Source organism: Bacillus sp. FSL K6-0073 (genome assembly GCF_038006085.1).
GTDB classification, from domain to species: domain Bacteria; phylum Bacillota; class Bacilli; order Bacillales; family Bacillaceae_G; genus Bacillus_A; species Bacillus_A cereus.
The window spans coordinates 626,250-640,531 of the sequence record NZ_JBBOUN010000001.1 but is presented as its reverse complement, the minus strand read 5'-3'; the positions used below and the strand labels follow the sequence as shown (position 1 = coordinate 640,531).

Genomic DNA, 14,282 nt, shown 5'->3' with positions numbered 1-14,282 from the left:
TATTTAAGAAGTCTATATTGAAAAAAGATTAGGGGAATTATATAGAAATGAAAAAGCCTATCGTTCAATTACTATTAATATTTACAATCGTATCTATCGTTCTGTTCCTATTAAATACATCGTATATTTCGTTATATACATTTGTCGGTGCTCTATGGTCCATCACAATCGTCGGAATTTCATTCGTTATTTTTATAGAAAATAGATCTCCACAAAGTACGTTAGCATGGTTTTTAGTATTAGCACTTCTTCCTATTATAGGTGTGCTTTTATACGCTATTTTCGGACGCAGCCGCTGGAGAAGAAAAAAACATCTCCATCGTTCAGAAGAACAAAGAAAATTATTCCGTGAAATATTAGAAGGAAGAAGACTAGAGTTATTACTCACAGTCCCACTAAATGAACGTTCCATACATTTAACAGAAGTCATACAAAAATTTGGAGGTGGTCCTGCCGCAGATAAAACAACTACAAAACTTTTAACAAACGGAGATCAAACATTTTCAGAAATTTTGCGAGCTATAGAGCAGGCAAAGCATCATATACATATTCAATACTACATTTATAAATCTGATGAAATTGGTACAAAAGTTCGAGATGCTTTAATACAAAAAGCAAAAGATGGTGTTATTGTACGCTTCCTTTATGATGGCCTTGGAAGTAATACGTTAAGAAGACGATTTTTGCAACCTATGAAAGAAGCTGAGATTGAAATTGTAGAATTTGACCCTATTTTTTCAGCTTGGTTACTTGAAACTGTCAATTATCGTAACCATCGAAAAATCGTTATTGTAGATGGAGAAATTGGTTTTACCGGAGGACTCAACGTCGGTGATGAATATCTTGGCCGTTCAAAGAAATTTCCCGTTTGGCGTGATAGTCATTTAAAAATAGAAGGAAAAGCATTATATAAATTACAAGCAATCTTTCTAGAAGACTGGCTCTATGCCTCTAGTGGTTTAAATACCTATTCCTGGGATCAATTCATGAATAGACAATACTTCCCAGGTAAAGAAATTTCAAATGCAGAAGGTGCTGTTCAAATCGTAGCAAGCGGACCAAGCTCCGATGATAAAAGTATTCGTAATACATTATTAGCTGTTATGGGCTCTGCAAAAAAATCCATTTGGATCGCTACCCCTTACTTTATTCCAGATCAAGAAACTTTAACATTATTACGCTTAAGTGCAATTGCCGGAATAGATGTACGGATTTTATATCCAGGTAAAAGTGATAGCATCATTAGCGATCAAGCATCTCAATCCTATTTCACTCCGCTTTTAAAAGCTGGTGCTTCTATTTACAGTTATAAAGATGGTTTTATGCATGCAAAAATTGTACTCGTTGATGATACAATTGCAACTATCGGAACAGCGAACATGGATGTACGTAGCTTTGAATTGAATTACGAAATTATTAGCGTACTTTATGAATCAAAAACAGTTCACGATATTAAATGTGATTTCGAAGAAGATTTTAAACATTCAACTGAAATTAAATGGAACTCTTTCCAAAAAAGAAGTATAAAAAAACGCATATTGGAGTCTTTCATGAGGCTCATTTCTCCTTTACTGTAGGCAATCAACTTTATCTTGATTGCTTTTTCTTTTCCCTTTATCCTCCTTCCTTTTCTTTGCATACCATATTAAAACAAGTTATCATAAGATGTATTACTTTATGAAAATAATGTTAGGTGGGAAATACATGTTAGAACAATTTCATATACATGCTGATTTAAAACAACAGCTTTCTACGATTCATGAAAAGAATAAACAAGAAGCTGGTGAAAATGCACATTTAATCGGAACGAAAATATATAAAGCGTCTGATAATAGCATTATTGAAGATGCGATTACAGCACTTCTTCTTGGCAAGAACATTCTCTTAAAAGGACCGACTGGTAGTGGTAAAACAGTACTAGCGGAAACTCTTTCTTCTTTATTCCAAAAACCAATGCATAGCATTAACTGCTCTGTCGACTTAGATGTAGAGGGTATTTTAGGATACAACACACTACAAACGAAAGATGGTGCATCTGAAGTTTCATTCGTTAACGGTCCTCTTATGAAAGCAATGAAGAACGGTCACTTCCTATATATTGACGAAATCAATATGGCAAAACCTGAAACTTTACCGCTACTTCACGGCGCATTAGATTACCGTAAAATGATTACAAACCCATTTACACAAGAGGTTGTATACGGTGATGACGAATACCGTGTAATTGCTGCGATTAACGAAGGTTACGTTGGAACAAGTGAACTAAATGAAGCGTTAAAAAACCGTTTCGTTATTATTGAAGTTCCTTACATTCAAGGTGACACATTAAAAGAACTATTATTAGCAGAATCAAAATTAAATGATGTTGCAACAATTGAAAAGTTTGTTGCATTTGCAAGCGACCTTATGCCTTTAGCTCGCGATGGACGTGTAAGTGAAGAAGCAGCAAGTATTCGTGGTATTATCGACGCATGTGATTTAGGTGTATATATTCCTATTATGCGAGCGATTGAACGAAGCATAATTGCAAAACTTAATGATGAAACAGAACAAATGACTGTCCGTGAATTAGCAGAAAGTTATTTCTTTGAGGGATAATTTATGAGACAAATTTTTAGTGACAAAAAAATTGATGCGTCGCTGTTTCTACAAATGGAAAACTTAATGTATGCCCTTCTAAAAGAAGACGATGCCTATCTTGAATATGGCTATAAAGCATACTACGACGAAATTGAAAAGAAAGTTGTCATTAGTCACTTTTGGGATGATCGAAAAGAAGAAGATACAGTAATCGGATTAAAAAGCGAAGTGTTCTTAAAAGCACTTGGTAATAAACATTACTCGGACATGACTTTAATTCGTTCTTATGCGATTGAATTGCAAGAATCGCCCCTAAAAAAGTTTTTAACACAATTATTTGTTCTATTAGAAGATTTACGCGTTGAGGAAATCGTAAAGAACTTACGTCCTGGCACGAAGCATGTTTTTAAACGTCGAAAAGAAATGTACCGCAACTATTTCGGCTCTCAAAATGAAATAAACCGCGTTCGTAATTATCACGGTGATCGTCTATTTTGCCTATGCTATCTTTCATTAACGAGCGATAAATATGAAATGTTTAATAATGAATATTTTGAGCAAATTGAAGCGATTTTACATGAAACATTCCAAGCACGTAATACAGAAGATATTATGTATATCGTTGAGAAAATTCGCTATCGCTTAGAGGCGCTTCTTGAAAGTGATATGCTTAACAACTATTTCGGACATGCTCCACTTTACTTATCTGTCCTTGCAGACGAAAAGAACTGTCGCGTCGAAGATTTAGCAAATGATGATACGCAGCTTATAGATGACGATGAAAATAAAAACAAAATGGATGAAAGTTTCTCCACATGGCATCGTGAAAATAAAAATAACGAAAACGAGAACTTTTTACGCTTTGAATTAGAAAGCGGAACAAAAACAAACATGATGGGCGATACTGCTCGCGAATCAGAAGATGGCGACCAAGCACTTGGTTCTGTACAAGGTACTTCTCAAAAAAGTACACAATCCAACTTTGATGGCGCTGATACAGAAGAAGCAAGGGCTTCACACGCTTCTAGCCAGCACGACGGTGCATACGGTAAGTATAATGTAGGTGCTTCTCATACATTTAAAGAAGCTCGCAAAGCAAACTCAGATGAGAAAAAAGATTACCAAGCTATCAAATCAGTCGTCAATAAAGATGTAAAAGAATTAAAGAAAATTATCGAAAAAACGATTGAAAATAAAACGAATGCGAATAGTGATAAATATTACGGAAGACTTCGTAAGAAATTCCTTCGTATTTATACCGAAAAACAACCACGTATGTTTTATAAAAAAGGACAAGAGTCACAAGAACTCGATGTTGCATTCCAACTGTTAGTTGACTGTTCTGGTTCTATGTATAACAAAATGGAAGAAACGAAGAAGAGTGTTGTACTATTCCATGAAGCTTTAAAGTCTTTAAAAATCCCGCACGCTATTAGCGGATTTTGGGAAGATGCCTCTAGCGCTAAACCTGAAGATAAGCCGAACGTTATTCATGAAGTTGTAAATTATAAAAACTCAACGTTACCAAACGTTGGTCCAGAAATTATGCAACTTCGTGAAGAAGAAGATAACCGCGACGGATATATTATTCGTATCGTTTCTGAAAAACTTGCCAAAAGACCTGAGAAACATAAATTCTTACTAGTCTTCACAGACGGTGAGCCTTCTGCGCTAGACTATCAACAAGACGGAATTTTAGATACGCATGAAGCTGTTAAACTCGCGCGTAAAAGTGGTATGGAAGTAATCGGTATCTTCATCGAAGAAGGCGAAGCGAAAGAAGCAACTTATCAATTGATGAAAAACATTTATAACCATCACTTCTTAGTTGCAAATCATGCTGAAGATTTACGATTGAAGATTAAACCATTGCTGAAAAAACTATTACTGAAGACGATTGAATAGAAAACAGGAGCCTTGTGGCTCCTGTTTTTTCGTTCAATTACTTTGTTTCTGGTTGAAACTTGTATGGAATGGCTACTTCTAATAAAGATTCAAATCCTCCGTCATAGTATGGGAAGCGCTCATTCGCAATTGTTCGATCTACCCACTCTATTGCAGAAATTTCACCTTCATCTTCCGCAATAAGTTCCCCTTTTACTACATTCGCTCGGAATGTAAAAAACAGTGCATGATTCCCTGATTCTTCAAAGAATTTTTCATTGATCGCAACAAGTCCACCTAACGTAGCAGTTAAACCTGTCTCTTCTTTCACTTCTCTTATTAGTGCTTCCTCTAATATTTCACCTTTTTCCACAGCCCCACCTGGCAATGACCAAACGTTTTGTTCTGTATTATGTACCATTAATATTTTATCTATTTCCTCGTCATGTATTAGTGCGTATACGACATCAACTCTTTGCATAAGACTTCTCTCCTCCCAAAAATAATGAAGAGCCGATTCCTAAGAATCGACTCTTCCTATTAATTCATCACTAACTCAGCTGCGAGCTTTTTTTTTAACTTAGCCAGCATGTCAGTTGTCATTTTGTCTAAATCGTATTCTGCTTTAAAGCCCCACTCTTTCATTGCTGCAGTTGCGTCAATAGAGTTTGGCCAGCTATCAGCGATTGTTTGACGAGCTGAATCTACTGCGTAATCCATTGTAAACGTCGGAATGTGTTTACGAATTGACGCTGCAATTTGCTCTGGCTCGAAGCTCATTGCTGTAATGTTAAATGCATTTCTATGCACTAGCTTACTTGGATCAGCTTCCATTAATGAAATGATCGCTTGTAAAGCATCAGGCATATACATCATGTCCATGTACGTTCCTTCAGCAATGTATGAGGTGTATGCACCTTTTTTAATCGCCTCATAATAAATTTCAACTGCATAATCAGTTGTTCCGCCTCCTGGAGGAGCTACGTAAGAAATTAAACCTGGGAAACGGACACCGCGCGTATCTACACCAAATTTTTGATGATAATAATCACATAGTAATTCTCCTGCCACTTTGTTTACCCCGTACATCGTAGTAGGACGCTGAATTGTATCTTGCGGTGTATTATCTTTTGGCGTCGATGGACCGAATGCGCCGATAGAACTTGGCGTGAAGAATTTACAGTTTAATTCACGAGCTGCTTCTAATGCATTTACAAGTCCGCCCATATTTAAGTTCCATGCAAATAACGGATTTTTTTCTGCTGTTGCTGAAAGTAAAGCTGCTAAATGAATAATTGTATCTACTTCATTACGCTTTGTGATATCATGTAGTTTTTGTCCATCTGTTACATCTAACGTTTCAAATGGACCAGACGTTACTACTTCACTATCTGTTTCACGAATATCTGTTGCAATAACATTTGATGCGCCGTATACATCACGAAGTTTCATTACTAGTTCAGAACCAATTTGCCCTAAAGAACCGGTTACTAGAATTTTTTTCATTTTCCCCACTCCTCATTTGCAAGCTATTCAAAAGATGTCGTTACTTAAATGATGCCCATTTCTTTTCCTACTTTTTCATACTTAAGAATTGCTTCATCTAACATTTCTTTCGTATGAGCTGCTGTAGGCATATTACGAACGCGCCCTGTTCCTTTTGCTACAGTTGGGAACACGATAGATTTTGCGTATACACCTTCTTCATTTAGACGTTTACTAAATTCTTGTGTTAATACCTCATCCCCAATGATACAAGGTGTAATTGGCGTTTCACTTTCCCCAATGTTAAAGCCAAGTTCTTTTAATCCTTGTTTTAAGTAGCGACCATTTTCCCATAAGCGATCGTGTAACTCTGTGCTTTCCATTAAGATTTCAATTGATCTCATGCAAGCTGCTGCATCAGCTGGTGTTAATGCTGTAGAGAATAAGAATGGACGTGAACGAACTTTTAACCAGTCAATTAAATTTTGTTTCCCTGCTACATATCCACCAATCACCCCAATTGCTTTTGATAATGTACCAATTTGGAAATCAACTTTATCAGAAAGACCGAAGTGCTTTACAGTTCCTGCACCTTTTCCAAGTACACCTGAACCGTGTGCATCATCTACGTATGTCATTAAATCTAACTCTTCTGCAATCTCAACAATTTCTGGTAGTTTTGCAACATCTCCATCCATTGAAAAGACACCGTCTGTAATTACCATTAATTTATTGTAAAGACCTGATTCTTTCGCCGCAATTGCTTTTTGGCGTAAATCTTCCATATCCGAATGTTTATAAACAATAATTTTTGCTTTTGATAGACGACTACCATCAATAATAGAAGCATGGTTTAATTCGTCTGAAAGAATTGCATCATTTTTATCCATAACAGCTGAAATCGCTGCCATATTACAGTTAAATCCTGATTGATAAGCAATTGCTGCTTCTGTATGTTTAAACTTTGCAATTGTTTCTTCTAACTTAATATGCAAATCTAAAGTACCGTTAATTGTACGAACAGCCCCTGCTCCAACACCGTACTTATGAATAGCACCAATTGCTGCTTCTTGCAAACGGCTATCTGTTGCTAATCCAAGATAGTTGTTTGAAGATAAGTTAATATATTCTTTTCCGCCAATTGTAATGATCGGTCCATTTGAACTCTCAAGCGGATCAATTACGTTATAAAGCCCCTTTGATTTTAAATCCTCTAAGTTTTCTTCTAAAAATTTCGCAAGTGTTTTACTAGACATCGTGAAGCCTCCCATCGTTCATGTAAGCGGATTATTGTCTTAATAGTTCTAATAATCCCTCTACTAGCTTAACACGTTTTCAGAATTTATTATAGAAAAATAGTTTAAAGTAACCGCTTACATTTTTAGATTATATATGATTCATTACAATAAATCTATCATTTACTTTTCATATTTGATAGAATTAAAAAAATATTTCGGGAGGTTTCAAACATGGCATTTACAGAATCTGATGTATACAATAACACAGCATTTTTCGAACAATATATGAAACGAAGATACCGAGAAAATAGCCCAAATGAATCCATTGAAAAACCAGTATTCTTTCAGATCATTGGTCATGTACGAGGAAAACAAATTCTCGATTTAGGCTGTGGTGATGCTAAGTTTGGCGCGGAATTATTAGAAAAGGGATGCTACTCTTACACCGGCATTGAAGGCTCCGAACTTATGTATGAAAAAGCTAAAAAACAACTAGAAAATAAAAATGGATCTGTTCATTTTTTAAACCTCAAAGATTATACCTACCCCTCTTCCACTTTTGATTTAGTAACATCTAGACTCGCCTTACATTATATTGAACATCTTGATACCATTTTTCAAAATGTATTTCAAACTTTAAAAACAAATGGCACCTTTACCTTTAGCGTTCAACATCCCGTTATTACTTCTTCGTTTGAAAGCTTACAAACAAGTGGTAAAAGAACGAGTTGGCTCGTCGATGATTACTTTAAACTAGGCAAACGGGTTGAACCATGGATTGACCAAGAAGTTATTAAATATCATCGTACAACGGAAGATTATTTCACATTATTACAGCAAGCCGGATTTACCATTACATCATTAAAAGAAGCTACACCAAATCCAACCTATTTTCAAAATGAAGCAGATTATAAACGTCGCTTACGTATTCCTCTCTTCCTCTTATTTTCTTGTACCAAATAAAAAAAACGATGAATCACTCATCGTTTTTTTATCTCATTGCCTGAGCAACTTCTTTAACTACACGTCTTCCTCTTCCGTGAGGTATACAAAGCGGTGTTCCAAACAACGGATCCGTACTAATTTGACACTCCATTCGGAATACATCACGTACTAGTTTCTCATCTACCACTTCTTCAGGTTTACCTTGTGCATATATTTGTTTATCTTGAATGGCTACAATGTTATCTGCATAGCGACATGCTAAATTTAAATCGTGTAATACCATAACAATTGTTCTTTGTTCTGTTTCATTTAATTCGAATAATAAATCTAGCACTTCAATTTGGTGAGTCATATCTAAATATGTAGTAGGCTCATCCAGTAAAATAATATCTGTATCTTGTGCAAGCGTCATTGCAATCCAAGCACGTTGTCGTTGTCCACCTGAAAGAGCATGCACATCACGCTCAGCAAATTCTGTCATACCTGTTGCTGCAAGTGCCTTCTGTACCATTTCCTCATCTTTTTCTGACCACTGTTTCAGCCATGTTTGATATGGATAGCGTCCTTGTTTTACAAGTTGCAATACTGTAAGCCCTTCAGGTGCTTGCGGTCCTTGCGGTAAAATTGCCATTTGACGAGCAATTTGCTTCGTTTGCATACTTTGAATAGCTTGATTATCTAACAAAATGTCACCAGTTGTTGGCTTTAATAATCTAGCTAGTGAACGTAATAAAGTTGATTTCCCGCAACCGTTGGAACCGATAAAGATTGTAATTTCACCTTTTGGAATTTCTAAATTCAACTCATCAATAATAATTGTTTCACCATAAGACAACGTCAAACATTTCGTCTCCAATGCTTTTTGCATATTCATCTCCCTTTATGAATTCCGACTTTTATAAAGTAAATAAATAAAATAAGGTGCACCAATTGCTGATGTAAATACCCCTGCTGGAATTTCAAGTGGTGTGAAAACTGTACGCCCAATTAAATCTGCAGCAAGTACTAGAATTGCACCGACAATAGCTGCAACTGGGAGTAATGCACCGTATAAAGAACCAACTAGCCTTCGTGAAATATGAGGTGCCATTAAACCGACAAATCCAATTCCTCCGGCGAAGGCAACTGCTCCCCCAATTAAAGCCGTACTAAGTAATAACATGAATACGCGTGACTTCGTTAAAGGAACACCAAGTCCTACCGCAATATCATCCCCTAGCTCTTGCGCATTTAAATGTCTAGCAGCTATAAATGATATTACCGTTAAAATGAGAACCCACGGTGCAAGCACCATAACGTTTTGCCATGAAGAACCATAAACAGTACCTGTAATCCATACATTCGCTTGACTCGCTTGATAAATTGGTGCTAACAACATAAACAAAGTCGTTGCCGCTTTCGTTAATGCCCAAAACCCCACACCAATTAAAACAAGACTAATCGGCGATAACCCGTCATTTCTCCATGCAAATAAATATACAAAAAGCGCCACAATCGTTGCCCCAACAAAGGCTGCTAACGGCATATAATGAATGCTTACAGTTAGCGCATTATTTTTATCACTAAATATAGCTAAAAACAATACAACTGCAACACTTGCCCCACCCGTAATCCCGATGATATCCGGAGAAGCAAGTGGATTTCGAACGAGACCTTGTAAAATACATCCTGCTACAGCAAGCGCAATTCCTACAAGGATGGCAATTAAAATACGCGGCATACGAAACTTATTTACAACCATGTTAGACATCGCATCGCCATTTCCAGTGATCGCTTGCCATACATCATAAGGAGCAATTTTCATGTCTCCCATACCTGCACTCGCAAAAAATAATCCTATTAAAACAACTAATAAACTAAATAAGACGAGACAAGCTCGTTTATACATTAAAAACGAGGGCCCGCCTTTCCCTATACGAAATGGAATATACTTCTTCATTTGCTAAGCCCTCTCTTACGTGCAATATAAATAAAGAATGGAGCTCCAATAAATGCTGTCATAACTCCTACTGGTACTTCTTGTGGCATAATGACATATCTTGCTGCTATATCAGCTAAGATTAATAGTATTGCACCTAATAAACCGCTATACGGTACTCTCCACCTATGATCTACTCCAACTAGAAATCTGGCAAAATGCGGGGTAACAATACCAATAAATCCAATTGGACCTGCGACCGCAACTGAACCACCAGACAACAGGACAATAATAAGTAGTACGAATGATTTCATTAAAATCGTTCGTTGTCCAAGTCCTTTTGCAACGTCTTCCCCCATCATTAATGTATTTACTTTCCCTGCCATCATAAGAGATGCAATCCATCCTATTAATAAATATGGGAATACAGATTGTAAAATTTCTAACTTTCTCCCTTGCACAGATCCAGCAAGCCAAAATAATACCTCTTCAAGTGCTTTTTCATTTAACACAAGTAATCCTTGTGTTAATGATGAAAATAATGCACTAATTGCGACCCCTGCTAACGTTAACTTAAGAGGTGTAGTCCCTTCTTTTCCTAAAGAACTAGAAGCAAATACAAGTACAGCTGCAACCGCCGCTCCTAAAAAGGCAATCCATGTGAAAGCTGATAATGATGTTACTGAAAAGATTACAATTGCTACAACTATAAAGAACGCAGCACCTGAATTTAATCCAATAAAATCTGGAGAAGCAAGTGGATTCTTAGTTAAAGTTTGCATAAGACAACCAGCAATGGCTAAACTAGCACCAACACTAGCTGCAATTAACGCCCTAGGCAGACGTACATTTTGAATAATAATATGTTCATTGGAACCGTTAAAATGGAAAAAAGCATCCAATGCTAGTTTCCAACTCGTATTTGTATATCCGAAAATAATACTTCCCCAAATACAAATAACGACTGCAATGATTCCAACAAATAATCCAATCCATTTTGCTCGATTTGTTTTTAATAACATGCAGCGTTTCCCCTTCAATGTATAATGATACGTTGTTAGTGTATTTCAACTTAATTCTCATTGTCAACGGAAATGAGAATTATTTTCACCCATATGTATTGACAATCAAAAGATAAAGGCTTAATATCATGCTTGCTATTGAAAAATATTCTCAACATGTAGGGGGTACATAATGAATTTCATGCGGAAGAAATCGTTTACAGTATTTGTATTTTTACTAGCATTTTCAATGCTTTTAAGCGCTTGTGGAAAATCAAATAACAAAGAAGAATCTACAAAAGAAGATAATAAAAAAGAAGTGGTTACTGTAGAACATGCAATGGGTAAAACAGAAGTTCCTGCTAATCCAAAACGTGTAGTTATCTTAACAAATGAAGGAACTGAAGCTTTACTTGAATTAGGTGTGAAACCAGTTGGTGCTGTAAAGTCTTGGACTGGTGACCCATGGTATCCACATATTAAGGATAAAATGAAAAATGTAAAAGTTGTTGGTGATGAAGGACAAGTTAACGTTGAAACAATTGCTTCTTTAAAACCAGACTTAATTATCGGTAATAAAATGCGCCACGAAAAAGTGTACGAACAACTAAAAGCAATTGCACCTACTGTGTTCTCAGAAACATTACGTGGTGAATGGAAAGATAACTTCAAATTTTATGCAAAAGCATTAAATAAAGAAAAAGAAGGTCAAAAAGTTGTAGCTGATTACGAATCACGTATAAAAGATTTAAAAGGCAAACTTGGCGATAAAGTAAACCAAGAAATCTCTATGGTTCGTTTCATGCCTGGTGATGTTCGTATTTATCATGGCGATACATTCTCTGGTGTTATTTTAAAAGAACTTGGATTTAAACGTCCTGGAGATCAAAATAAAGATGATTTTGCAGAGCGTAACGTATCTAAAGAGCGTATTTCTGCTATGGATGGTGACGTATTATTCTACTTCACATTCGATAAAGGAAATGAGAAAAAAGGGTCTGAACTAGAAAAAGAGTATATAAACGATCCTCTATTTAAAAATTTAAATGCAGTAAAAAATGGTAAAGCATACAAAGTTGATGACGTTATTTGGAATACAGCTGGTGGCGTAATGGCCGCTAACCTACTATTAGATGACATCGAAAAACGCTTTGTTAAATAATATTTCCTTAACCAGCTCCCTTATGTGGAGCTGGTTATTTTTCAATTCACTTAAATGTCACATTATTTCGTTTTGTATTTTTATTCCCAATATGTTATATTGAGAAAGTAAATAGAATATATTTTCTTTATATCAGAATAAATGTTTTAATCTAAATTTTCTGATTAATCACTATTTTATTTTCTTTTAGAATTCAATTATTACATTTGAAAACGCTTATCATCTCGTTTTCAGGGCAAAATACAGTAACGGTCGAAGAAAAATAGAACTTTTTTAGAAATTTTCTTTCTATTTCCATATAATTCTATTGACTTCTAAATATTTTGTAAATTAAAATGATTACATAAATATCCGTTATACAGGATTAGGGGGAAACAAAAATGGATGCAGCTTTAAAATTAGACAAAGCTGGAGAGCAACAATCACCAAAAAAACATCCACCAGGGTTATACTTGTTGTTCTTTACAGAGGCGTGGGAAAGATTTAGTTATTACGGAATGCGTGGCTTATTAGTTCTTTATTTAACAACGAGCTTAGTAAGCGGCGGTTTAGGATTTGATAAAGCAGTTGCAGTTCAAATTTACGGTATTTTCACAATGTTAGTATACTTCACACCTATTATTGGTGGTTGGTTAACTGACCATTTCATTACGAAGCGACATGCCATTACTATTGGTGGTATCATCATGGCAATTGGTAACTTTGTATTATTCTCAATGAACACAAAAACTGGACTTTTCTTAGGATTAGGATTATTAGTTATTGGTAACGGATTCTTCAAACCAAATATTTCGACTTTATTAGGTCAATTATATAGCGAAAACGATTCTCGTCGTGATAGTGCCTTCACTATCTTCTACATGGGGATTAACTTAGGAGCTCTTATCGCTCCATTCATTTGCGGTTACTTCGCAGATTATAGATACGGTTTCTTAACAGCTTGTATCGGTATGATTATTGGGCAGCTTGCCTTTAATTTCTTAGCACCTCGTTACTTAGGGTCTATCGGAACAACTGTTGTAGGTAAACAATCTAAAGAAAAAAATGCAAAAGCAATTGAGAAAAAACCTTTAACAACACAAGAGAAAAAACGTACTGCTGCAATTTTAATTTTAACTTGTTTCGTAGTATTCTTCTGGGCAGGATTTGAGCAAGCTGGTAGTTCTTTAACACTTTACACAGATAAGTTCGTAGATCGTACAATTGGTGGATTTACAATTCCAACACCTTGGTTCCAATCTGTAAACCCACTATTCATTATCTTACTAGCATTACCTGTTTCTGCGTTATGGATTAAGCTTTCAAAAACAAAAAATGGCGATTTGAAAATCCCAACAAAAATGGCATTAGGCATGATTTTACTAGGGATTGGATATTTAGTTCTAACTTTAGCTGTTTTAAAAACTGGTAGCGATGAAGGTAACATTACAATGAAAGCAAACTTACTATTCATTGTATTCACTTACATGTTCCACACAATCGGTGAGTTATTCTTATCACCAATCGGATTATCTATGGTAAGTGCAATTGCTCCTGTTAAATTAGCATCATTATTAATGGGTGTATGGTTAGCTGGTACTGGCTTCGCAAACTTATTAGCAGGACAATTAGCCGCTTTCACTCAATCTTTAGGATATTTAGAAGTATTCGCAAGCATCGGTATTATCGTAATTGTACTGGGATTAGTACTTCTTATGTTCTCTAAGAAAATTGCACATATGATGGAATAACAAAAAGACGCTTCTAAAATTAGAAGCGTCTTTTTTATTACTTCTCCTCTAAAGCTGTCACGTCCACATGAACGCTCTCACCAGGATTAGATACATCATACACTTGAGCACTCCCCTTCTGCTCATCACAGCTCTCAATCCATACTGGTACGCCCTCATATGTAACGTCAATTCTACTTGAAGAAGATAAGATTTGTTTCACACGTTTCACATCCATACTACTATCCCTCCTTTTGCTTACTATACTCCTTTTTATTTTTTCTTTTCCTTTTAGAATATATTCCGTAAGGCAGCATATTGATTGATAGTCATTTCTTCCTAACATGCTAATATTTACTC

13 protein-coding genes are annotated in these 14,282 nt (G+C 35.7%); 6 read left to right on the top strand and 7 right to left on the bottom strand.

The genetic code is table 11. From position 1 onward, the window contains the following. The first annotated feature begins 47 nt into the window (after nt 1-47). From MHB52_RS03250 to MHB52_RS03240, 3 genes are all read left to right on the top strand, one after another. A complete protein-coding gene (locus MHB52_RS03250) occupies nt 48-1,577 on the top strand; it encodes a cardiolipin synthase (RefSeq protein ID WP_061664095.1) in 1,530 nt (509 codons plus the stop codon). Between the two features lie 127 nt (nt 1,578-1,704). Further along, a complete protein-coding gene (locus tag MHB52_RS03245) occupies nt 1,705-2,598 on the top strand; it encodes an ATP-binding protein (RefSeq protein ID WP_000892972.1) in 894 nt (297 codons plus the stop codon). A gap of 3 nt (nt 2,599-2,601) precedes the next feature. Further along, the gene (locus MHB52_RS03240; RefSeq protein ID WP_001248850.1) at nt 2,602-4,485 is read left to right on the top strand and encodes a vWA domain-containing protein; all 1,884 of its coding nucleotides are present in this window, start codon (nt 2,602-2,604) and stop codon (nt 4,483-4,485) included. Nucleotides 4,486-4,522: 37 nt separating this feature from the next. Here MHB52_RS03240 and MHB52_RS03235 read toward each other — a convergent pair whose 3' ends face one another. The 3 genes from MHB52_RS03235 to MHB52_RS03225 are packed head-to-tail and all read right to left on the bottom strand — an operon-like array spanning nt 4,523 to nt 7,205. Then, on the bottom strand, nt 4,523-4,945 hold the full coding sequence (locus MHB52_RS03235) for an NUDIX hydrolase (RefSeq protein WP_001189928.1): 423 nt from the start codon (nt 4,943-4,945) through the stop codon (nt 4,523-4,525). A gap of 59 nt (nt 4,946-5,004) precedes the next feature. Beyond that, nucleotides 5,005-5,970 (bottom strand): L-threonine 3-dehydrogenase, encoded by a 966-nt coding sequence (locus MHB52_RS03230; RefSeq protein ID WP_044797126.1) that lies wholly within the window; start codon nt 5,968-5,970, stop codon nt 5,005-5,007. 44 nt (nt 5,971-6,014) lie between these two features. Further along, nucleotides 6,015-7,205, bottom strand: a complete 1,191-nt coding sequence (locus MHB52_RS03225) for a glycine C-acetyltransferase (RefSeq protein WP_000095905.1) — start codon at nt 7,203-7,205, stop codon at nt 6,015-6,017. A 213-nt stretch (nt 7,206-7,418) separates the two neighbouring features. Here MHB52_RS03225 and MHB52_RS03220 point away from each other — a divergent pair, with 213 nt between their 5' ends. Then, nucleotides 7,419-8,150 carry a class I SAM-dependent DNA methyltransferase gene (locus MHB52_RS03220; RefSeq protein ID WP_061664094.1) on the top strand — a complete coding sequence of 244 codons (732 nt, stop codon included), beginning with the start codon at nt 7,419-7,421 and terminating at the stop codon, nt 8,148-8,150. Nucleotides 8,151-8,178: 28 nt separating this feature from the next. Here the strand turns inward: MHB52_RS03220 and MHB52_RS03215 are convergent, their stop codons facing one another. The 3 genes from MHB52_RS03215 to MHB52_RS03205 are packed head-to-tail and all read right to left on the bottom strand — an operon-like array spanning nt 8,179 to nt 11,072. Beyond that, the gene (locus tag MHB52_RS03215; RefSeq protein ID WP_001167943.1) at nt 8,179-9,000 is read right to left on the bottom strand and encodes an ABC transporter ATP-binding protein; all 822 of its coding nucleotides are present in this window, start codon (nt 8,998-9,000) and stop codon (nt 8,179-8,181) included. 12 nt (nt 9,001-9,012) lie between these two features. Next, on the bottom strand, nt 9,013-10,071 hold the full coding sequence (locus MHB52_RS03210; protein WP_000760070.1) for a FecCD family ABC transporter permease: 1,059 nt from the start codon (nt 10,069-10,071) through the stop codon (nt 9,013-9,015). Then, nucleotides 10,068-11,072 (bottom strand): FecCD family ABC transporter permease, encoded by a 1,005-nt coding sequence (locus MHB52_RS03205; protein WP_000925233.1) that lies wholly within the window; start codon nt 11,070-11,072, stop codon nt 10,068-10,070. The genes MHB52_RS03210 and MHB52_RS03205 overlap by 4 nt, the downstream gene beginning before the upstream one ends. Nucleotides 11,073-11,244: 172 nt before the next feature. Here MHB52_RS03205 and MHB52_RS03200 point away from each other — a divergent pair, with 172 nt between their 5' ends. Together MHB52_RS03200 and MHB52_RS03195 are read left to right on the top strand one after the other, a co-directional pair. Beyond that, on the top strand, nt 11,245-12,213 hold the full coding sequence (locus MHB52_RS03200; protein WP_001010279.1) for an ABC transporter substrate-binding protein: 969 nt from the start codon (nt 11,245-11,247) through the stop codon (nt 12,211-12,213). A 380-nt stretch (nt 12,214-12,593) separates the two neighbouring features. Beyond that, nucleotides 12,594-13,943 (top strand): peptide MFS transporter, encoded by a 1,350-nt coding sequence (locus MHB52_RS03195; protein ID WP_000338314.1) that lies wholly within the window; start codon nt 12,594-12,596, stop codon nt 13,941-13,943. A 37-nt stretch (nt 13,944-13,980) separates the two neighbouring features. Here MHB52_RS03195 and MHB52_RS03190 read toward each other — a convergent pair whose 3' ends face one another. Then, nucleotides 13,981-14,160, bottom strand: a complete 180-nt coding sequence (locus MHB52_RS03190; RefSeq protein WP_000382679.1) for an acid-soluble spore protein H — start codon at nt 14,158-14,160, stop codon at nt 13,981-13,983. Nucleotides 14,161-14,282: the final 122 nt, after the last annotated feature.